The 18,955-nt window shown below is 65.8% G+C and carries 16 protein-coding genes and 1 tRNA gene; 10 read left to right on the top strand and 7 right to left on the bottom strand.

The features are described from left to right. Positions 1-7: 7 nt before the first annotated feature. Together tmk and ACLJEU_RS13150 are read right to left on the bottom strand one after the other, a co-directional pair. Positions 8-655 carry a dTMP kinase gene (gene tmk, locus ACLJEU_RS13155; protein ID WP_414665046.1) on the bottom strand — a complete coding sequence of 216 codons (648 nt, stop codon included), beginning with the start codon at positions 653-655 and terminating at the stop codon, positions 8-10. An 18-nt stretch (positions 656-673) separates the two neighbouring features. Further along, on the bottom strand, positions 674-1,783 hold the full coding sequence (locus ACLJEU_RS13150) for a PfkB family carbohydrate kinase (protein ID WP_414665045.1): 1,110 nt from the start codon (positions 1,781-1,783) through the stop codon (positions 674-676). A gap of 165 nt (positions 1,784-1,948) precedes the next feature. Between ACLJEU_RS13150 and ACLJEU_RS13145 the strand changes: the two genes are divergently transcribed. The 4 genes from ACLJEU_RS13145 (at position 1,949) to ACLJEU_RS13130 (ending at position 4,177) form a co-directional block, all read left to right on the top strand. Beyond that, the gene (locus ACLJEU_RS13145) at positions 1,949-2,650 is read left to right on the top strand and encodes a MotA/TolQ/ExbB proton channel family protein (RefSeq protein WP_414665044.1); all 702 of its coding nucleotides are present in this window, start codon (positions 1,949-1,951) and stop codon (positions 2,648-2,650) included. A gap of 12 nt (positions 2,651-2,662) precedes the next feature. Continuing rightward, on the top strand, positions 2,663-3,088 hold the full coding sequence (locus tag ACLJEU_RS13140) for an ExbD/TolR family protein (RefSeq protein ID WP_414665043.1): 426 nt from the start codon (positions 2,663-2,665) through the stop codon (positions 3,086-3,088). Between the two features lie 26 nt (positions 3,089-3,114). Further along, positions 3,115-4,035, top strand: a complete 921-nt coding sequence (locus ACLJEU_RS13135) for a cell envelope integrity protein TolA (protein WP_414665042.1) — start codon at positions 3,115-3,117, stop codon at positions 4,033-4,035. Between the two features lie 66 nt (positions 4,036-4,101). Then, positions 4,102-4,177, top strand: a tRNA-Ala gene (locus ACLJEU_RS13130). A 160-nt stretch (positions 4,178-4,337) separates the two neighbouring features. Here ACLJEU_RS13130 and ACLJEU_RS13125 read toward each other — a convergent pair. Both ACLJEU_RS13125 and ACLJEU_RS13120 read right to left on the bottom strand, forming a co-directional pair. Continuing rightward, entirely contained in the window at positions 4,338-5,858 is a 1,521-nt protein-coding gene (locus tag ACLJEU_RS13125; RefSeq protein WP_414665041.1) for an ATP-binding protein, read from the bottom strand. 96 nt (positions 5,859-5,954) lie between these two features. After that, a complete protein-coding gene (locus ACLJEU_RS13120; RefSeq protein WP_414665040.1) occupies positions 5,955-6,707 on the bottom strand; it encodes a site-2 protease family protein in 753 nt (250 codons plus the stop codon). Positions 6,708-6,819: 112 nt separating this feature from the next. On the opposite strand from ACLJEU_RS13120, the gene ACLJEU_RS13115 reads away from it, so the two are divergent. Genes ACLJEU_RS13115 through ACLJEU_RS13105 form a run of 3 tightly spaced genes read left to right on the top strand, consistent with a single transcriptional unit; the run spans position 6,820 to position 9,763 of the window. Then, positions 6,820-8,322, top strand: coding sequence for a sigma-54-dependent transcriptional regulator (locus tag ACLJEU_RS13115; protein WP_414665039.1), 1,503 nt, complete (start codon positions 6,820-6,822; stop codon positions 8,320-8,322). A gap of 41 nt (positions 8,323-8,363) precedes the next feature. After that, complete coding sequence (locus ACLJEU_RS13110; protein WP_414665038.1) at positions 8,364-9,146, top strand: ThuA domain-containing protein; 783 nt, start codon at positions 8,364-8,366, stop codon at positions 9,144-9,146. Between the two features lie 5 nt (positions 9,147-9,151). After that, the gene (locus tag ACLJEU_RS13105) at positions 9,152-9,763 is read left to right on the top strand and encodes a non-canonical purine NTP pyrophosphatase (RefSeq protein WP_414665037.1); all 612 of its coding nucleotides are present in this window, start codon (positions 9,152-9,154) and stop codon (positions 9,761-9,763) included. Positions 9,764-10,104: 341 nt separating this feature from the next. Here ACLJEU_RS13105 and ACLJEU_RS13100 read toward each other — a convergent pair whose 3' ends face one another. Together ACLJEU_RS13100 and ACLJEU_RS13095 are read right to left on the bottom strand one after the other, a co-directional pair. After that, positions 10,105-10,752 carry a response regulator gene (locus ACLJEU_RS13100; protein ID WP_414665036.1) on the bottom strand — a complete coding sequence of 216 codons (648 nt, stop codon included), beginning with the start codon at positions 10,750-10,752 and terminating at the stop codon, positions 10,105-10,107. Next, positions 10,749-11,810, bottom strand: a complete 1,062-nt coding sequence (locus ACLJEU_RS13095) for a sensor histidine kinase (RefSeq protein WP_414665035.1) — start codon at positions 11,808-11,810, stop codon at positions 10,749-10,751. Before ACLJEU_RS13095 ends, ACLJEU_RS13100 begins: the two co-directional genes overlap by 4 nt. Before the next feature lie 88 nt (positions 11,811-11,898). Here ACLJEU_RS13095 and ACLJEU_RS13090 point away from each other — a divergent pair, with 88 nt between their 5' ends. From ACLJEU_RS13090 to menD, 3 genes are all read left to right on the top strand, one after another. Continuing rightward, complete coding sequence (locus ACLJEU_RS13090) at positions 11,899-13,431, top strand: class I tRNA ligase family protein (protein WP_414665034.1); 1,533 nt, start codon at positions 11,899-11,901, stop codon at positions 13,429-13,431. Between the two features lie 121 nt (positions 13,432-13,552). Next, the gene (locus ACLJEU_RS13085) at positions 13,553-15,040 is read left to right on the top strand and encodes an isochorismate synthase (protein ID WP_414665033.1); all 1,488 of its coding nucleotides are present in this window, start codon (positions 13,553-13,555) and stop codon (positions 15,038-15,040) included. Between the two features lie 20 nt (positions 15,041-15,060). Next, entirely contained in the window at positions 15,061-16,806 is a 1,746-nt protein-coding gene (gene menD / locus ACLJEU_RS13080; RefSeq protein WP_414665032.1) for a 2-succinyl-5-enolpyruvyl-6-hydroxy-3-cyclohexene-1-carboxylic-acid synthase, read from the top strand. 156 nt (positions 16,807-16,962) lie between these two features. On the opposite strand, the gene ACLJEU_RS13075 is transcribed toward menD, so the two are convergent. Next, on the bottom strand, positions 16,963-18,849 hold the full coding sequence (locus tag ACLJEU_RS13075; RefSeq protein ID WP_414665031.1) for a potassium transporter Kup: 1,887 nt from the start codon (positions 18,847-18,849) through the stop codon (positions 16,963-16,965). Between the last annotated feature and the right edge of the window lie 106 nt (positions 18,850-18,955).

Below are 18,955 nucleotides of genomic sequence, written 5' to 3'. Positions count from 1 at the left end.
CCGGCGCCTACTTCAGTCGCGCCTGCACCTCGGTCCAGATCTTCTTCTCGATCGCGTCCTCGCTCTTGGTGCCGTCGACCACGATGAACCGTTCGGACATGCCCTTCGCGAGCACGAGGTAGCCTTCGCGGACCTTGCGGTAGAAATCGACGTTCTCGCGTTCCATGCGATCCGGCAGATCCGAGGCGCGGGTCTTCAGGCGGGCGAGACTCACTTCCTCCGGCACGTCGATGACGATGGTGAGATCGGGCATCACGCTGCCGACGGCGAAACGGTTGATCTGCGCGACGGGATCCGCGGCGAGATTGCGGCCGATCCCCTGATAGACGGTCGAGGAGTCGAGAAAACGATCACTCAACACGATGGCACCGCGGAGCAGGGCGGGGGCGATGACCTCACGGACCAGTTGCGCGCGCGCCGCGGTGAAGAGGAGCAATTCCGTCTCGGCGCACATCTCGTCGCCCTTGGAATTGTGGACGATGATATTCCGAATCTGCTCGCCGATCTCGGTGCCGCCCGGCTCACGCGTGGTCACGACGTCCCGGCTGGTCTTCTGAAAATGGGCCGCAAGTCGTGCAATCTGCGTGGACTTGCCGGAACCCTCGGAACCCTCGAAGGAGATGAGGCGGCCGTCGGACTTTGTTTTCAAAGGCATGTCGTGAGGATGGAAGGTTTAGCGCCAGTTGGCGAGGAAGGTTTCGAGCGCGGCGAGCGACGGACTCTCGCCGGTGCGGACGTAGTGACCGCTGGTGCAGACACCCACTCCGAGACACGCCTCGGGATCGAGCCCGAGCAGCATGCCGGTGGTGAAGCCGGCGTTGAAATGATCGCCCGCGCCCGTGGTGATGAGCGGCTGCGACGTGTACGGTCCCGGGACCCAGGCCGTGCCCGCGGCGGTCGCGCACGCGGCGGACTCGCGCGGATGAACCACGACGGTGTGCAACGCGAGCCGCTCGCGAATCGCAGCCGCGGCGGCCCGCAGGCTGGCTTCGTCCTCGTTGACGGCGGCGATGCCCAGCGCGGCGGCCACTTGCTGCGCTTCCTTCAGGTTCAGGCCGAGCGTGACGCGACCGAACGGGCCGAACTGCGTGATGGCGTGCAACGCCGCGCGCAAATCCTCGGCAGAGCGCTTTTCCGGATCGGCGAGATCGAAGAAGAAAATCCGCTGCGGCGACGGCGGGAGCGTCGGCAGCACGTGCGTCGTCAACGCCGTGAAGATCGACGTCATGTTCGGGATCATCGTCCAGTTCACGAGGGCGACGAGGCTCGCCGCCTCGAGCTCGGCGAAAAAGGTTCGTTCGCCCATGATCGTGCAGATGCGCTCGTAGGTGATTTCATCGAGGCAGCGCATCTGCCCGAGCATGAGCTTGCCGTCGTTGCATTCGACCGCGGTCGTCTGCGCGGGAGCGCAGAGCGAGACGGTGCGGGCGCGGGCCGCCATGTCGGCGAACACCGGATGCACGACGGGCGTGCCGACCGCGCCGACGTAGGTCACGCGCGCGCCGGTGGCGAGCAGGGCATTGGCCATGATCGGGCCGTTGCCGCCCAGTTTGTCGAGGCGCGGATAGAGTTCGATGTTCGTGCTCTTGCCGGCCGCGGCCACGATGCGCTGGCCGAATTCGGCGAGCGTGGCGATCGGCGTGAAGTTCTCGCCGGCGCTGCGCCGCAGCCCGACCGGGGTCACAATCGTGTCGACGAAACCATCGAAGCCGACCAAGGCGCTGCGCGCGCCGATTTCACCGCGGTGCGCGGCCAGTTGCTGAAGAGTGCGGGAGCGAAACATGAGCGGAAGGGTGGAAAGAAAAAGCCCAGCAAAAATCCGCGGCCGCGGGTCGCAACCAGATTCGTGTGCGAATCGAGCGGCCGCGGGCGGGGATGGTGAACAACTTGGCCGGATTTTCCATTGAAGGGATGGATCAAACCCGCCAACTCTTGCGCTCACGTCTCCATGTTACCGTCGTTCTTCGCCTCTCCGGTTCTCGCCACCAACATCATCGATATTTTCGAGCGCTGCGGGACGGTGGACAAGATCATCGTCGTCGGCCTCCTGATCTTCAGCCTCGTGGCCTGGACCGTCATGTTCGGAAAACACTTCGAACTGAAACGCCTGCAGCTCCTGAACCTGAGTTTCGATTCGCAGCTCCGCGATCACCGCACGCTGCTCGACACCCCGGAGTCGTTTCGCAACAAGCGCATCATCCCGTACGCCGATCTTTTCGCCGAGGCGATCGAGAGCTACTGGCGGGCGGAGGCGATCTGCCGGGAACGGGGCGAGCTGAACAGCCGCGCCAAGCTCGAGCACGCGGAGAACGCCCTGCAGCGCGCCCTTGCGCGTCAGACGCTGCGCTACGAATCCAGCATGATTTTCCTGGCTTCGATTGTCTCGGGTGCGCCGTTCATCGGCCTCCTCGGCACAGTCTGGGGCGTGATGGAAGCGTTCAGTTCCGTCGCGGAACAGCAGACCGCCGGCATCCAGCAGCTCGCGCCGGGCGTCTCGGGCGCCATGCTCGCCACCACCGCCGGCCTCGTGGTCGCGATCCCGTCGGTCTTCGGCTACAATTTCCTCCTCGGCAACACGCGCCGGATGATCACCGAGCTCGAGAATTTCGCCAGCTCGCTGGCCGACCGGCTCGAGCTGGAATCGAAGTAAGCCGAGAACGCCATGGCCCGCACCTTTCGCCGCAAGCAGAGCGCTCATCCGATCGCGGACCTGAACGTCACGAACCTGATCGATCTGGGCTTCATCCTCCTGGTCATTTTCATGATCGCGACGCCGCTGATGCAGCAGGAGCAGAAGATTCCGGTGAATCTGCCGATTGAGTCCGTCAGCGCCCAGCCCAAGCCGGAGAAGGAGCGTTCGGAATCGATTACGATCCAGGCCGACGGCACCGTCCATATCGGCGACCGCGGGTATTCGATCAAGCAGCTGGATGTGGAGTTCGCGCGGTTCTCCGCGGAAACCAAGCCGCCAGTGATTCATCTCCGCCTCGATGCCAAGGCAACGGCGCAGCAGTTCGTGACCGTGATGGACTCGCTGAAGAAGCACAATCTGACCCGCATCGCGTTCGACACGCAGGTGGCGCGGTAGGCGGGCGCCTTCGCTTTTCCGCACCCATGTCCGACGGCACCGGCAAAGGCTTCATGATGTCGGCCACGCTGCACGGCAGCGTCGTGCTGGCGTTGTTTATCTTTGGCTATGTCCTCAAGCGCGACCCTTCGGAGCTGCCTAAGGTGTTCGAGCTCGTGGCGGGGGAAGGGGACAACTTCATGGCCACCGAAGCGCCGGCCCTCGGTTCGCCCGGCGGCGTGAAGATCGACGTGCCGAAAGCGCCCGAGCCGAAGCCCGCTCCGCCTGAGCCGGTCGTGCAGGAAGCGCCGCCGGTGATCCCGACGCCGCCACCGCCCAAGCCACCGACGCCCAAGGCCGTCACGCCGCCGGAGAAGTCGGTCGAGAAGCCGGTGCCCAGTTTCAAGGATCAGATCGTCCGCAAGGTGATCATCGAGGAGTCGAAGGCCAAGATGCAGCTCAAGCGGGAGAAGGCCGCGGAGAAGAAGCGCCTCGACGAGGAAAAGAAGAAGATGAGCAAGGAGGAGTTCGATCGCGCCAATGCGGGCAAGTCGCCCGTGAAGGTGGCGAAAAATACCGCGCCCAACGTGAAAAAGGTGGATGCCGAAGGCATCGCCAAGGGCGTCGTCGGCGGTTCGACGAAGAACAAGGTGGGCGGCGCGGGCGGCAAGGCGCTCACGAATGACAACACCGACGTGCTCGCGGCGTATGATAAATTCTTCAAGGACGAGCTTCGCCGAAAATTCGAGCCGCCGCCGGGCTTGGGCGAATCGCTGAAGGGCACGTTCGAAGTGCGCAGCAACGCCGACGGCACCTATACCAGCGGGCGAGTCGTCAAGAGCTCAGGGAGCAGGGAATTTGATCAGGCGGTGCTGGACGCCATCCGCCGGGTAAAACTGCCGCCGCGGCCGGACAAGAAGAGCGAGACGGTCGAGTTCGACTTCAACATGCGCGATCGGCCGGAGTGAGGCTTGAAAAATTCCTTGCTTTCGCGCCCGGAACTTCGATTTTGCTCACCTCTCGCAAGTGCGAATGGGCTCTTAGCTCAGTTGGTAGAGCGCCTCAATGGCATTGAGGAGGTCAGGAGTTCGAGCCTCCTAGGGTCCACCATTTAACCCCGCCGAAAGGCGGGGTTTTTTGTTGCCTGCGATCAAGCGTCGACCGCGGGCAGCGTTCGTGGCTGTGGCTACGAGCGCCAACGAGTGGACGGGCCCGTGTTGCCACCAGCTCGACAATCCACCCGCCCGTCGCGGCCGTCCGCGCCGAATGCTCAGCGCGGCAGGGTGAAAGAGAACGCCGCGCCCTCGCCCGGCCGGGACTCGGCCCAGATCCGGCCGCCGTGGCGCCGCACGATCCGCGCCACGATGGCCAGACCGATGCCGTTGCCGGCAAATTCCTGGGCGGAGTGCAGGCGGCAAAACGGAGTGAAGAGATCCTGCGCGCGCTGGTCGTCGAAGCCGACGCCGTTGTCCCGCACCACCACCACGTGCTCGGTCTCGAGGGTTTCGTGGTCGCACTCAATGCGCGCATGCGCCTGGCCCCCGGTGAATTTCACCGCGTTGCCCAGCAATTGCACCAGCACGGTTCGAATGAGATCCGGATCGCATGCCACCGTGGGCAGTCCGCCGATCCGCCAGTTGATGGTCCGCCCGGCGGCTTCCCGCTTGAGGTCCGCCACCACACTTTCCACCAGCGGGAGCAACGCCGTGGGCTCCGCCTGCACCGTCTGCCGGCCGATGCGCGACAACTTCACAAGTTCGTCAATCAGCGCGTGCATCCGGTGAGCGCAGCGGATGGAACGCCGCAGGTAGTCGACGGCGGTGGCCGAAAGCGCCCCGGCATGATCCTCGTGCAACGTGTCGAGGTAGCCTGATATTCCGCGCAGCGGCGCTCGCAGGTCGTGCGCGACCGAGTAGGTGAACGCCTCCGAATCCGCGGCCGCCGTTTCCAGTTCGGTCGCCTGGGCCGCCAGCCGGCGGGTGAGTTCGACATTGGCCTGCCGCATCGCCTCCGTCGCCGCACGCCGCTCCGTCCCGTCGCGAAACACTCCAGCGAACCCGATCTGCGCCTGTTCCGCGTTGCGCAGGACCGTGACCAGCGACTCGGCCCAGAATTCGGTGCCGTCCTTGCGGCGATGCCAGCCTTCGGTGCGCAAACTCCCGGTGGCCGCGGCGCAGGCGAGGATGTCCTCGGCGCGCTCCGGGCCGGCGGCGTTCGCCGACAGCAGCGTCGCAAAGGTGCGGCCGTGAAGCGTCACGGCGTCGTACCCGTAAATCGAAGCCGTCGCCGGATTCGCGTGGTGGACGCGGCCGTCGCGATCAAAGAGCACCACGGCGAAGTCCGGAAGGCTTTCGACCAGCGCCTGAAACGGTGCTCCCGCCGCGTGCAGCAGCGGTGATGCGCCGCTCCCGGCCGCGTCGAGGCGGTGTTCGTTCAGCGTCAAGTCGATGGTCGCATGGAGCACGTCATCGTCGAAGGGCAGCATGAGCCAGCGATACGGCCCGCGATACGGTGGCCGAGAACCGTTCGGCGCGGCGTCACGGGTGGTCAGCACGATCACCGGAGCGCCCACGTCGGCGCCGAGTTTCGCGGCTGCGACGCCGGGGTCGGTCGCGCCCGTTTCGCCGGAGCCCATCAGGATTAAATCCGGACGCTGCGCGCGGGCGGCGCCGAGAGCCGCGGCCACCGAAGCGACACTTTCCACGGCGTCGTAGCCCCGCCGTTTCAGTCCGTGCGTGAGCGCCTGCGCCGCCGCAGGATCGCTTTCGACGATGAGGAAACGGGTGGACATCGTGGCGACCAGCCTGACGACTCGGGTCGACGCGTGCAACCCGCCGTTCCAGCAATCTGGCCGGAATATCCGCCTCACCCGTGGGCGTCGGCGCGCTCAGTTGCGATACAGCAGCGGCGGTTCGTCGGCCGGCGGCGTTTCCGCATACAGTCGGGCCAGGCGCTCGCGGTAGTAAGTCTCCTCGCGCTCCCGCCGCTGCTCGGCGCGGTACTCCATTTCGCCGACGAAGAAGATGAAGCCGAAAAGAATCATCAGCATCGGCTGTTCGAAGTACGCACCCGCGGCAACTCCAACGACGGCGACAATCTTGCCCACCGTGGCCGCCCAGAATGTCGCACGCAGATAGGTGAGACGGGTGGCGAGCCCCGCGCGCAGGAGCCGGCCGCCATCCATCGGAAAAGCCGGCAGCAGATTGAAGCAGCCCATGAGCAGGTTCCACAGCATCAGGAGGTGGCCCAGTTCCAGGAACGAGCTGACCGTCTCCGGCGTGGTCTCCAACGGCGGCAGCGTCAGCCAAAGTACGGCCGCGATGGCGAAGTTGACCGCTGGACCGGCGAGTGTGATCCACGCCTCGCGTCGGGGTTCGCGCGGGATGGCGTTGAACTCCGCCATGCCCCCGATGGGCATCAGCAGGATGCGCCGCACCCCGATGCCGTAGTGCATGGCGGTGAACGAATGCCCCAACTCGTGCAGCACCACGCAAAAGAAAAACGTCACGAGGACGGCCGACCACCAGAACATCCCGGCGAAGCCATCGTCCGTCCAGCCGAGGAAGGCGTAGTACGCCAGGAAAAGGAAAAACGAGTAATGGACCGCGAGCTGGATGCCGCGGACGCGGAAAAGGTTCATTGACCAGCCAAGCATGTGTAGCAACAAAGGCGCGCCGGTGGAATTCGCCAGCCTGCTCGCGTTATTCCTGCCTGCCGTTGCAGGCGCCGGCGATCTCTTCCCAGCACCTTTCATGTCCGACGTTCCTGTCAAGTCACCGACCATTCTCGTCATCGATGATGACGCGGAAATCCGCTATTCGCTCTCCCGCGTCCTTTCGTCGCGCGGCTACCAGGTGGCCGAGGCGCCCAGCGGCGAACAGGGCATCGCGTTGGTGAAGAAGGGGCCGCCGCCCGATCTCGTTTTCCTCGATGTGCGCATGGGCGGGATGAGCGGCATCGAGGCACTGCAGCACATCCGCTCCGCGAACCCGCGGCAGCTGGTCGTGTTGATGACGGCCTTCGGCACGGCGCAGACCGCGATCGAGGCGATGAAGTACGGCGCGTTCGACTACGTGATGAAGCCCTTCGATCCGGCGAAGGTGCTCGCGCTGGCGCAGAACGCCCTAAAGGCGCACGCGGATCTGCGTGCGGTCGGTGACTACAAACCGACCATCAACGCCGACGACTACCGCGAGGGCATCGTGGGCAACTCGCCCGTGATGCAGGACGTCTTCAAGGTCATCGGTCAGGTCACGGCGAGCGACGTGACCGTGATGATCACGGGCGAGAGCGGCACCGGCAAGGAACTGGTCGCGCGCGGCATTTGGAAACACAGCCACCGCGCGAACAAGCCGTTCATCGCGGTCAATTGCGCGGCGATTCCGGACAATCTGATCGAGAGCGAACTCTTCGGGCACGAAAAGGGATCGTTCACCGGCGCGACCGTCCAGCGGCTCGGCAAGTTCGAGCTGTGTGATGGCGGCACGATTTTCCTCGATGAAATCGGCGACATGGCGCTCGCGACCCAGACCAAGATTCTGCGCGTGCTGCAGCAGGGGGAAATCCAGCGCGTGGGCGGCACCGAGACGATCCGCGTCGACGTGCGCATCATCGCCGCGACCAACAAGGATCTCGAGGAGATGGTGAAGTCGAAGACCTTCCGCGAGGATCTGTACTATCGGCTCAACGTCGTGCGGATCCGGATGCCCCCATTGCGCGAACGCGGTGAGGACATCCCGCAGATCGTCGACTTCTGCCTGCAGAATCTGGTGAAGCAGAAGAAAACCCGCGTGAGCAAGGTCTCGCCGGAAGCCATGGCGGTGCTCGTGCGCCACCGTTGGCCGGGCAACGTGCGCGAGTTGGAGAACGTGATCTACCGCAGCGCCGTGATCGCGCAGGGCGACGCCATTCTCGTGAAGGATTTGCCCGTGGAATTGCAGTCCGCGGCGGCGGAGGCGGTGGCGGCAATCGCGCCCGCGGCTGATCCGACCGCATCCACGCCGGACGAAGTGATCGCGCCGGCGGAAGTCGCGCCCGCGGCGGTTGTGCCCCCGGTTCCACCGGTGCCGAGCCTGGCGATGGCGTTCGACGTAATCTTCGATCAGCTCAAGACGAACGAGGAGCCGGTGCTGGCCCGCGTCGAACGGGAGTTGGTGATCCGGGCGCTCGCGGCCGATGCCGGCGACGAGACGAAAGCCGCCAAACGCCTCGGACTCACGAAAGCGGCGCTGCAGAAGCGTGCGCGCGAAACCTGATTCGATTCCGGTCGCTTCCGACTATCCCGAATTTCCGCCCCATGAAAAAACTTCTCGTCCTCCTCTCGTTCTCGCTGCTCGCACTCACCGGCCTGGCCGCGGAGAAGGCGAGGCCGATAAAGGCGCTGCTTGTGACCGGCGGCGGGTTTCACGACTACACCGCGCAACGCAAGACGCTTTCCGAGGGCCTCGCGCAGCGGCTCAACCTCGACCTGACGATCGTGCAGGAAGGCACGACGCGGGAACATCGGATGAGCATCTACGAGAAGGCCGATTGGGCCGCCGGCTACGACGTCATCATTCACAACGAGTGCTTCGGCATGGTCACGGACAAGGAATTCGTCGAACGCGTCGCGGCGCCGCACAAGGCGGGCACGCCGGCGGTGATTCTCCACGCATCCGTGCACAGCTTTCGCAATGCGCCCACCGACGAATGGCGCCAGGTGATCGGTCAGCGTTCGATGAGCCACGAGAATCGTCACGATCTCGAGGTCAAGGTGCTCAAGGCCGACAACCCCGTGATGAAGGGCGCACCCGCGATGTGGCCGAGCGTTCAGGACGAGCTCTACAAGATCGAGAAGACCTGGCCGAACGTCATCCCGCTCGCGCAGGCCTACGGCGTCGACACCAAGCAGGATCACGTGTGCGTCTGGCTGAACACCTACGGCAAGGGCCGTTCCTTCGTCACCACGCTCGGCCACTTCGATGCCACGATGAAGACCGACGTCTATCTTGATTTGGTCGCGCGCGGCCTGCTCTGGGCCATCGGCAAACTCGACGCCAACGGCAAGCCGATGCCGGGTTACGGCCCCGGCGGAAAGTAAGCGGCGTGGCGCGCCTCACGTTTTACCTCGCGTCGGGCAACGCGCACAAGGCGGCCGAACTCCAGGCGCTCGCCGAGGCCTCCGCGCTGACCGTCACGGTGGCGTCAGCCCGCGCAATCGGCGGCATGCCGGAGGTCGTGGAAGACTCCGGCACCTTTGTGGGCAACGCCCGGATCAAGGCGCTCGCGTTGCGGCCCCGTCTGCCGGCGGGTGCGTGGGCGCTCGCGGACGACAGCGGCCTCTGCGTCGACGCGCTGAACGGCGCGCCGGGAGTGGAGTCGGCCTACTACGCCGGACCGCAGGGCGACAGCCGGGCCAACCTTGCGAAATTGGTCGACGTGTTGCGTGACGTGCCCGAATCCCGTCGCGGAGCGCAGTTTCGCTGTGTGCTGTTGGCGCTCGGACCCGACGGCGCGGAGCAGATCTTCGAAGGCGGGTGTCCCGGCCGATTGTTGGCGCAGCCGCGCGGGCAGGGCGGGTTTGGTTACGATCCGTTGTTCGTCCCGGACGGATACGATGCGAGTCTCGCCGAGCTCGGTGACGCGATCAAAAACACCGTCAGTCATCGCGCGCGCGCGTGGCAGCGACTGGCGGACTGGGTTCGACTCCAGTCCTGAGCCGGAACGGCGGAAGGCCGCCCGCGAATCACGCGAATGGACACGAATATCAGAGGCAGATGAAATCCGCCTGCGCCGCCTCAAGCTACGCCGCGGGCTCATACCAATCGCTCTTTGCCTTTGGACTTTAGCCGTGGCTACGAGCCGCCAGCGAGTGGCCGAACGACCCCTCGCTGGCGCTCGTAGCCACGATCGATCCAGAAGTCCAAAAGCAAGGAGCGATTGGTATCAGGACTGCGCGCTCTCTCTCTATTTATCTCTCTCTTCTTATTCGCGCCGATTCGCGTGATTCGCGGGAGACTCAACCGGCCGCGCGACGCGCAACGGGTCCGAATCGCACGTCAGCGTTTCGTTTCCTGCGCGTAGATCGCGGCGGCTTCGGCGCGGCGTGAGACGTTCAGCTTGTCGAAGATCGCGCTGAGATAATTGCGCACGGTCTTTTCGGTGAGCTCGAGTTTCACCGCGACCTCCTTGTTCGTGCAGCCCTCGGCGATCAATGCGAGCATGCGCCGTTCCTGCGCGGACAGGCCAGCCATGGGATCACGGCCGGGGCCGGCTGACCGCACGAGCTTGATGACGCGCGCGGTCACCGCGGGATCGAGGATGGACTTGCCGGCGGCGACGTCGCGGATCGCGTTCACCAAGCCGCGGCCGTCGATTTCCTTCAGCAGGTAACCATGCGCGCCGGCGCGGATGGATTCGTCGACGATCGTGTCGTCCACCATCGACGTCACCATGAGCACGCGCGTAGCGGGCGTCGCGACGAGAATGCGCCGGCAGGCGTCGATGCCGGAGCCATCAGGCAGTCGGATGTCCAGCAGGACGACATCCGGTTTCAAACGCGTCGCGGCCTCCACGCCAGTCGCCACGTCACCCGCTTCACCCACGACCTCAATGGTGGCTTCGATGCCCAGCAACGTGCGCAGGCCCGTGCGGACCATTTCGCTGTCGTCGACCAGCAGCACGCGGATCCGGGGGGAAGCAGTCATGAGGCAGCCTGTTCAAGGATGGGGACCGTAGCGAGCACGCGGGTGCCTTCACCGGGCGTGCTGGTGAGTTTGAGTGAAGCGTGGAGCCGGCCGGCGCGCGCGCGCATGTTGCCGAGGCCGTGGCCGCCGTCGCGCAGCGTCGAGGCATCGAAGCCGACGCCGTTGTCCTGCACGAGCAGGCAGAGTTCGCGGTCGCTCTTGATCAGTCGAAGCGTCACGCGGGTCGCGCGCCCGTGACGCAGCGCGTTGCTGACGGCTTCGCGCGCAATTTGCAGCGCTTCGATGCTTTGCTCGGGCGACAACAGCACGGCGGCTTCCTCGTCGATCTTGATGTCGAACTCGGCTTCGCGACCCGCGCGCAGCTCGGTCAGCAGCACGGTCAACGCGTGAGCAAAACCCGCGCGGCGCAGATTCTCCGGCGCGAGGCCGACGAGATAGGCGCGCACGTCGCGGATCGCGTTGTTGAGACTCGCCCGCGTGGTTTCGAGGCGGCGATCGGCCTCGTCGGGGTTGCTCTTGATCAACGCCCGCACGGTCTCGAGGGCGAGGCCGGCGGCGTAGAGCGATTGAATGATCCCGTCGTGCAGGTCGTGGCCGAGCCGAATCTTTTCGTCGAGGGACTGTGTGAGCAGCTGCTGTTTGAAACGGGCGTCCTCCTCGGCGAGGCGGCGCACGTCGCGTTCGCGGGAGAGTTCCGCGCCCTGCGCGACCGACGACTCCGCCAGTCGCGCGAGCGTCTGCACCTCGGTGCGGGCGGTCCGAAAAGGTCCGCGCGATTCACCCTGGCGCAGCACCGGCAGCGACTGGCTGAGAATCAGGGTGAGGGTGAGGGCGAGAGCGGCCACGCTGAGGAACAGCGCGGCGCGTTGCAGGAGAACGTACGCGCGCGCGGGCGATGTGGTGCCCGTGGAGCGGGCCGGTGCGGGCGTGGGGCCCATCGGCTCGGCCGCGGCCTCCGGCGCACGCATCCCGCGCCACACGGGCACCGCGAGCAGGGCCACCAGCGCCGCGAGGACGACGAAGAGCATGATCGCAACGAAGCGCGGCAGGTGGTTCATCCGGGGACGGGCAGATCATGGTTTACGACACCGATGCGTCAAAACTTTCGACATTTCGCGCCCCCCGGGTTCTCTTGTCCGGCTCTGCATGAAGTCCTTCTACATCACGACCGCCATCGACTACGCGAACGGTTCGCCACACCTGGGCCATGCCTATGAAAAGGTGCTGACGGACGTCATTGCCCGGTTCCGGCGGCAGATGGGCGATAAGGTTTATTTCCTCACCGGTACCGATGAGCACGGCCAGAAGGTGCAGGCGAGCGCGCGCAAGCAGGGCGTGGCGCCGCAGGAGTATGTCGATCGCGTGTCCGCCGAGTTCAAGGCGCTCTGCGCCCGCCTGGACATTTCCAACGACGATTTCATCCGCACCACGGAATCGCGGCACAAGACGGTGGTCCGCGACATCCTGCAGAAACTGTTCGACCGCGGCGAGATCTACCAGGCCGAGTACCGCGGTTTCTACAGCACGCGGCAGGAGCAGTTCCTGCAGGAGAAGGATCGCCTGCCCGATGGATCCTGGCCGGAGATTTACGGCGAGGTGACGCAGATCGTGGAGAAGAACTATTTCTTCCGGCTGCAAAAGTACCAGGACTGGCTCATCGACTTCCTGAAGACGCACGAGGATTTCATCTTCCCGAAATACCGGCACAAGCAGGTGCTCGAGTTCCTGAAGGAGCCGTTGAACGACCTGTGCATTTCGCGGCCCAAGGAGCGGCTCGAGTGGGGGATTTCGCTGCCGTTCGACGAGAATTACGTCACGTACGTCTGGTTCGACGCGCTGCTGAACTATTACTCAGCCGTGGCCGACAAGGGCCTCTGGCCGGCGGATTTCAACGTCATCGGCAAGGACATCCTCGTCCCGCCGCACGCGGTGTACTGGCCGATCATGCTGCATGCGTCGGGCCTGCCGCCGCCGAAGGCGCTGCTGGTCCACGGCTGGTGGCTGCAGGGTGGCGCCAAGATGTCGAAGAGCACGGGCGAGGCGGTCAGCCCGCTCTCGTTCATCGATCAGTTCGGCGTCGATGCCTTCCGCTACTTCCTGATCCGCGAGATGAACGTCGGGCAGGACAGCGAGTTCACCGTCGAGCAGTTTCTCGTGCGCTACAACAGCGAGCTGGCGAACAATCTCGGCAACCTCGTCAACCGCACGCTCAACATGACAACGCGGTTCGCCGCCGGCGTGCTGCCGGCCGCCGAAGTGACCGAGGAGCCCGAGCGGGAGTTGCATGAACTCTGGGCCAAGACGCGCGCGGAGGTCGTGCCGCTGTGCGAGAACTTCCAGTTCCACACGGCGCTCGAGCGCGGCATGGCGTTCGTGAACGCGACCAACGCGTACATCGAGAAACGCGCGCCGTGGAAACTCGGCAAATCGACCGAGGCGAAGGACCAGGCGCTGCTGCGGACGTCGCTGGCGACGATGGCGGAGGCGTTGCGGCTCGCGGTGGCGCTGATGCTGCACGTCACGCCCTCGACCACGCGCAAGATCAACGAAGTCCTCGGCTACACGCCCGGCGCGCTCTGGCTCGATGAACTCGTCTGGGGCGCCAAGCTCAACGGGGCCAGGGTGGCGCCCGCGCTCGTGCTCTTTCCCCGGCCGACGCCGCCCGCGAAACCGGTCTGAGGCGCATGCGCAACGCGGCGGCCAATTCGACGCACGGAGCTGAGACCGAAGGGACGGGCGCGGCTTCGGCTGCGCGGCGCGCCCCCTTTCGCAGCGTCGGTGGGCGGCGGGTCCGGTCAGCATGACCATCCTGCCGCTGCATCCCGCGGAGAACGCCTCGCCGGAAAGCCTGCGGGCTTTTCTCGGCCAGTGTCGGAGCGCGGCCATTCGCGACAGCCACGCGAAGCTCGTGAGCATCTCGCTCGCCGTCGATGCGCTCGATCCGCTGGCGGTGCTTGAATCGATCTTCGATCCGGCCGAGCCGCACTTTTACGCGGAACGTCCCGCGCTCGAGACCGCCGTGGCTGGCGCCGAGATCGCGATCGCGCACACCGCGCACGGGCCGGAGCGTTTTGCGGAGGTGCAGCGCTGGGTCGCGCACACGCTGCAGCACACGATTGCCGTCGGCGATGTCAGCGCACCGTTCGGCGGGCCGCACTTTTTCGCCGGCTTCGCGTTTCACGACGAGGTCGAGCCGGGCGAGCCGTTTCCCGCCGCGTCGGTGTTCGTGCCGCGCTGGCAGGTGGCACTCGCCGGCACGACCACGACGGCGGTGGCCAATCTGCTGGTGACTCCGGACGCAGATCTCGAGGCGCTCGCGCTGCGGGTGTGGCGGGCGCACCAGAAGTTCAGCCGGTTCGAATACCGCGAGCTGCCCGAGAACGGCGGATCGCTTGCAGGTGGGCTGGCCTCGACCCGCGGGGTGTCCGAAACGCGAGCCAACGAGGCCCGGAGTGAAGCCAACCCGCCCACCACGTGGCAGCAGCGGGAGACCGGCGACTACCGCGCGGCCGTGACGAAAGCGCTGCAGTGCATTACCGCGGGCGAGTTCAACAAAATCGTCCTCGCCCGCGCGCAGGACCTGATCGCGAACCAGCCGTTGCATCCGTTGCGCATGCTGAACGGCCTGCGGCAGCGGTTTCCCGACTGCTATTCGTTCTCCTTCGCGTCGGGCCGCGGTCCGAGCTTCATCGGCGCAAGTCCGGAACGCCTCGGCCGCGTCAGCCGCGGCACGCTCGAGACCGAGGCGCTCGCCGGCTCGATTCGGCGCGGGGCGGGGGCCAGCGAGGACGCCGCGCTGGCCGGCGCCTTGTTGCGCAGCGAGAAGAACCGGCGGGAGCATCGCGAGGTGCTCGATGACATTGTCGCGCGGCTCACGCCGCTGGGCCTCAAACCGGATTTCCCTGCGACGCCGCACGTGCGCCGGCTCGCGAATGTCCAGCATCTGGATACGCCGGTGCGGGCCACGCTGCCGGAGGGCGTGCGCCTGCTGGACGTGATCGGGGCAATGCATCCCACGCCGGCGGTCGGCGGCAGTCCGCGCGACGCGGCGGTGCGACGCATTCGCGACCTGGAAGGTTTTCCACGCGGCCTATATGCAGGCGCGCTCGGCTGGCTGAACGCCCGTGGCGGCGGCGAGTTCTTCGTCGGCATCCGTTCCGCGCTCGTCGAAGGACCGCGTGCGCGCGTCTACGCGGGCGCGGGGATCGTCGCCGGCTCGCAGGCCGAAAAGGAGTTTGCGGAAACCGAGCTCAAGTTTAAGGCCATGCTCGACGCGCTCGCGCCCTGACCAGCGAATTCCACCTTCCCATGTCGCACCGTTCGGTTCCAGACACCCGCAACGTCAACTCCCTCTGGGCCGGTGTCATCGTGGAGACGCTCGCGCGCTGCGGCGTGACACGCGCGGTGGTGTCCCCGGGCTCGCGCTCGACGCCGCTCACGCTGGCGGTGGCGGCCCATGCGGGCATCGAGGCGATTCCCGTGCTCGACGAGCGCTCGGCGGCCTTCTTCGCACTCGGCCTCGCCAAGCAGGATCTGCAGCCCGTGGTGCTGCTCTGCACCAGCGGCACCGCGGCGGCGAACTTTCTACCGGCGATCGTCGAGGCGCATGAGAGCGCGGTCCCGCTCATCGTGCTGACGGCGGATCGTCCGCCGGAGATGCGCGCCTGCGCTTCGGGGCAGACGATCGATCAGCAGAAGCTATTTGGCGGATACGTGCAGTTCTATCACGAGGTCGCGACGCCGGAGAACGACGAGGCACGGCTGCGTTACCTGCGTCAGACCGTCGCGCACGTCGTGGCGCGGAGCCGTCCGCCGGCCGGCGGACCGGTGCACCTGAACGTGCCTTTTCGCGATCCGCTCGTCCCGGCCGCCGATGACGGCGCGACCGAGACGTTTGCCCGCGGGATCGACTGGGACTTGTTTTTCTCGCACGTGGTCGCGGAAGAGGTGGTGTCGCTGGTCCGGCCGCTGCCGGTCATCATGCCCGAGGTGCATGGCGCGATCGTGGTCGGTCCCGCGCAACCGGGCGACCCGGCCGCCTATGTGGCCGCCGTGGCCGAGATCGCGCGCCGGCTCGGCTGGCCGGTGCTGGCCGACGGACTGTCGCCGCTGCGCAATCACGTGACGCAGCTGCCGCACCTCGTCGCCACCTACGACCTCATCCTGCGCAACGCGGCCGCGGCCGAGCGGCTCAAACCCGAGGTCGTGCTGTGCCTCGGCGAGTGGCCGACGAGCAAAGTCCTGCGCGCGTGGATCGAGCGCAGCGCAGCCACGATCTGGCTGGCTACGGAGCGGCCCGACAACCGTGACGCCCTGCACGGGCGGACGCGGACGCTGGCGGTATCGTTGCCGACGCTCGCGGCGCTCCTGCCGGAGGCGATCGATCCGAACGGTTACCAGCGCATGTGGGCGCGCTATGAGCATAAGGTGCGGCCGTTGATTTTCTCGCGGCTGCAGGCCGAGGCCGCGCTGTTCGAGCCGAAGGCGGCCTGGCTGCTGGGCCGGGCGTTGCCACCGGGGACGCCGATTTTCATTTCCAATTCGATGCCGGTCCGGGACGTCGAGTACGTGTGGCCGGCCGGCGATCGCGCGATTCGGCCGTTCTGCAACCGGGGCGCGAACGGCATCGACGGCACGCTGTCGACCGCGCTCGGCGTGGCGCACGGCGGCAGCCAGCCGGCGGTGTTGCTCACGGGCGATCTCGCGCTGTTGCACGACACGAATGGTTTTCTGCTGTGCGGCAAATTCCGCGGCTCGCTCACGATCGTCCTCATCAACAATCGCGGCGGCGGGATTTTCGAGCATTTGCCGGTCGCGGCCTACGAGCCGCCGTTCGAGGAGTTTTTTGCCACACCGCAGGAGGCGGATTTTGCGAAACTGTGTGCCGCCTATGGGGTGGAGCACACACTGGTGCGCGACTGGGTGCACTTCGCGGAGTTGGTGCGGACCCTGCCCGCGAGCGGCGTGCGTGTGATTGAAGTGCGCACGGATCGCAAACACGATGCAGCCGCGCGCAAGGCGCTGTTCGCGGAGTGGGCGCGGGCGCTGGAGTAGGTCTTCCGGAGCGACTCGGCAGTGGAGCGACACCTGGGACCGCGACCGCCCCCGGTCGCATTTTTACTGAATGCAGATCCCGATGCGACCGAGGGCGGTCGCGGTCCCAGGTCACGCTTCCCCTGTTCCCACCGTCCCGTCGGGAACCGCCCAGCCTCAGAGCTGAATCGGCAATCCGACCTCGATGATCTGCATCGGCGGCAGCTGATAATAATCCCGGGCCTGGCGCGCGTTACGGCTGAGAAAGCCGTAGAAGTGTTTCTGCCATTCCCACATCCGGGCGTCGCCTCCCGTGATGATCATCTCGCGATTGAAATAGTAGGTGGCCTCCGAGGGCTTCAGCGGCACGCCGCGGGTGCCGATTTCGCCGATCAGCTCGGTGACGTCCGGCGATTCCATGTAGCCGTAGCGCGCAAGGGCCCGCCACACGCCCTTGCCGATTTCACGCACCTCGAGCCGCTGCTCGGCGGCGACGTACGGCACTTCCTCGGTCAGGATGCTGAGCAGGACCACGGTCTCGTGCAGCACCTTGTTGGCTTTCACATGATGGAGGAGCACGAGCGGTGTGCCGGTGGGGTTGCCGGCCATGAAAACGCCCGTCCCCCGCACGCGCGCGATGTGGCGGCTGGACGCAATGGTGGTCAGTTCGCCTTCGGTGATTTCGTTGGCGTAGATGCGGCGGAAGATCTCCGCCTTGCCCATCTTCCACGTCACCATCACCGCGAGTACAACCAGGGCGAGGGCCACCGGCAGCCAGCCGCCGTCGGTGAACTTGTGCAGGTTCGCGCTGAAGAACACCAGGTCGACGACCAGGAAAACACCGCAGACGAGCGTTGCGCGCCAGGCCGGCCATTTCCACGCCCGCTTCATCACGTAGTAAAGGGCGATGGTCGTCACAATCATCGTGCCGGTGACGGCGATGCCGTACGCGGCCGCCAGGGCCGAGCTCGATTTGAAGCCGAGCACCGTGGTGATGGCGCCGATGGCCAGCGCGGTGTTCACCAGCGGCAGGTAGATTTGCCCGCGCTGATCGGGATTTGTGTGCCGGACGGAAAGGCGCGGGAAATAACCCAGTTGGATGGCCTGCCGGATCAAGGAAAACGCCCCGGAAATCAGGGCTTGGCTGGCGATGATCGCCGCCAGCACCGACAGCGCGAGCAGGCCGTACCGAATCGGTCCTTCCGGCGCGATGGCCAGAAAGGGATTATCGTAGGAGCTCCGCCCCGACAAAAAGTAGGCGCCCTGGCCGAAGTAGTTGAGCACGAGACCGGGCAGCACCACCGCATACCAGGCGGTGACAATGGCGCGGCGCCCAAAGTGGCCCATGTCTGCGTACAAGGCCTCGACACCGGTGAACGCCAGCACCACCGAGCCGAGCAGGATGGAAACATCCTTGGGGTGGGTGATCAGGAGGTTGAAACCCAGGGCCGGATTCAGCGCCCGCAGCACCATCGGCGTTTCAAGGACGCGCCATAGTCCGAGTGCGCCGAGCACGATGAACCACACCAGCATCACCGGGCCGAAAATGCCGCCGATGAACTTCGTGCCGCGGAACTGAAACATGAAAATCCCGGCGAGAATCACGCAGGACAACGGCACGACCAAGTGCTCGACCCCGGGCCAGACGAGTTTGATGCCCTCGACGGCGCCCAGCACCGTAATCGCGGGGGTAATCACCGCCTCGCCGCAGAGCATCGCTGCACCAATCAACACGATGACCGTGCCGGCGTTGAGGGTGTTGCGCGCGCCGCGGTCAAGTTGCCCGAGGGCCAGCAGGGCGAAGATTCCGCCTTCCCCGCGGTTGTCCGCCCGCAGCACAAACACGGTGTACTTGATGCTGACCACCACGATGAGCGACCAGACGATCAGCGACAGCACCCCCAGCACGGCCACGGCGTGTTCCGCGGGCGGCAGACCAGCGAGGCACTCGCGAATCGTGTAAAGCGGGCTGGTGCCGATGTCACCAAACACCACCCCAAGCGCGCCCAGTCCGAGCGCCAGCTTGGCGCCCGCCTGAACCGGTGTCGGAGAGGTGCTGCTCATGAAGGAGGGCCAGTGTCGGGGACGTGCCGGCCGGGTCCAAGCAGTTTCGCGACCTCGTCCGAAATCAGCTTGATTTCAGGCGAAGCAGACCGGTCGACAAGCGGAG

It is taken from the genome of Terrisphaera buseokensis (genome assembly GCF_047521145.2).
GTDB lineage: Bacteria > Verrucomicrobiota > Verrucomicrobiia > Opitutales > Opitutaceae > ER46.
The sequence above is the reverse complement of the archived record's forward strand: the minus strand, read 5'-3'. Positions and strand labels throughout refer to the sequence as shown.

Coding starts and splice junctions, on each gene's coding strand:
- tmk (WP_414665046.1), bottom strand. CDS start 655: ATGCCTTTGAAAACAAAGTCCGACGGCCGCCTCATCTCCTTCGAGGGT.
- ACLJEU_RS13150 (WP_414665045.1), bottom strand. CDS start 1,783: ATGTTTCGCTCCCGCACTCTTCAGCAACTGGCCGCGCACCGCGGTGAA.
- ACLJEU_RS13145 (WP_414665044.1), top strand. CDS start 1,949: ATGTTACCGTCGTTCTTCGCCTCTCCGGTTCTCGCCACCAACATCATC.
- ACLJEU_RS13140 (WP_414665043.1), top strand. CDS start 2,663: ATGGCCCGCACCTTTCGCCGCAAGCAGAGCGCTCATCCGATCGCGGAC.
- ACLJEU_RS13135 (WP_414665042.1), top strand. CDS start 3,115: ATGTCCGACGGCACCGGCAAAGGCTTCATGATGTCGGCCACGCTGCAC.
- ACLJEU_RS13125 (WP_414665041.1), bottom strand. CDS start 5,858: ATGTCCACCCGTTTCCTCATCGTCGAAAGCGATCCTGCGGCGGCGCAG.
- ACLJEU_RS13120 (WP_414665040.1), bottom strand. CDS start 6,707: ATGAACCTTTTCCGCGTCCGCGGCATCCAGCTCGCGGTCCATTACTCG.
- ACLJEU_RS13115 (WP_414665039.1), top strand. CDS start 6,820: ATGTCCGACGTTCCTGTCAAGTCACCGACCATTCTCGTCATCGATGAT.
- ACLJEU_RS13110 (WP_414665038.1), top strand. CDS start 8,364: ATGAAAAAACTTCTCGTCCTCCTCTCGTTCTCGCTGCTCGCACTCACC.
- ACLJEU_RS13100 (WP_414665036.1), bottom strand. CDS start 10,752: ATGACTGCTTCCCCCCGGATCCGCGTGCTGCTGGTCGACGACAGCGAA.
- ACLJEU_RS13095 (WP_414665035.1), bottom strand. CDS start 11,810: ATGAACCACCTGCCGCGCTTCGTTGCGATCATGCTCTTCGTCGTCCTC.
- ACLJEU_RS13090 (WP_414665034.1), top strand. CDS start 11,899: ATGAAGTCCTTCTACATCACGACCGCCATCGACTACGCGAACGGTTCG.
- ACLJEU_RS13085 (WP_414665033.1), top strand. CDS start 13,553: ATGACCATCCTGCCGCTGCATCCCGCGGAGAACGCCTCGCCGGAAAGC.
- menD (WP_414665032.1), top strand. CDS start 15,061: ATGTCGCACCGTTCGGTTCCAGACACCCGCAACGTCAACTCCCTCTGG.
- ACLJEU_RS13075 (WP_414665031.1), bottom strand. CDS start 18,849: ATGAGCAGCACCTCTCCGACACCGGTTCAGGCGGGCGCCAAGCTGGCG.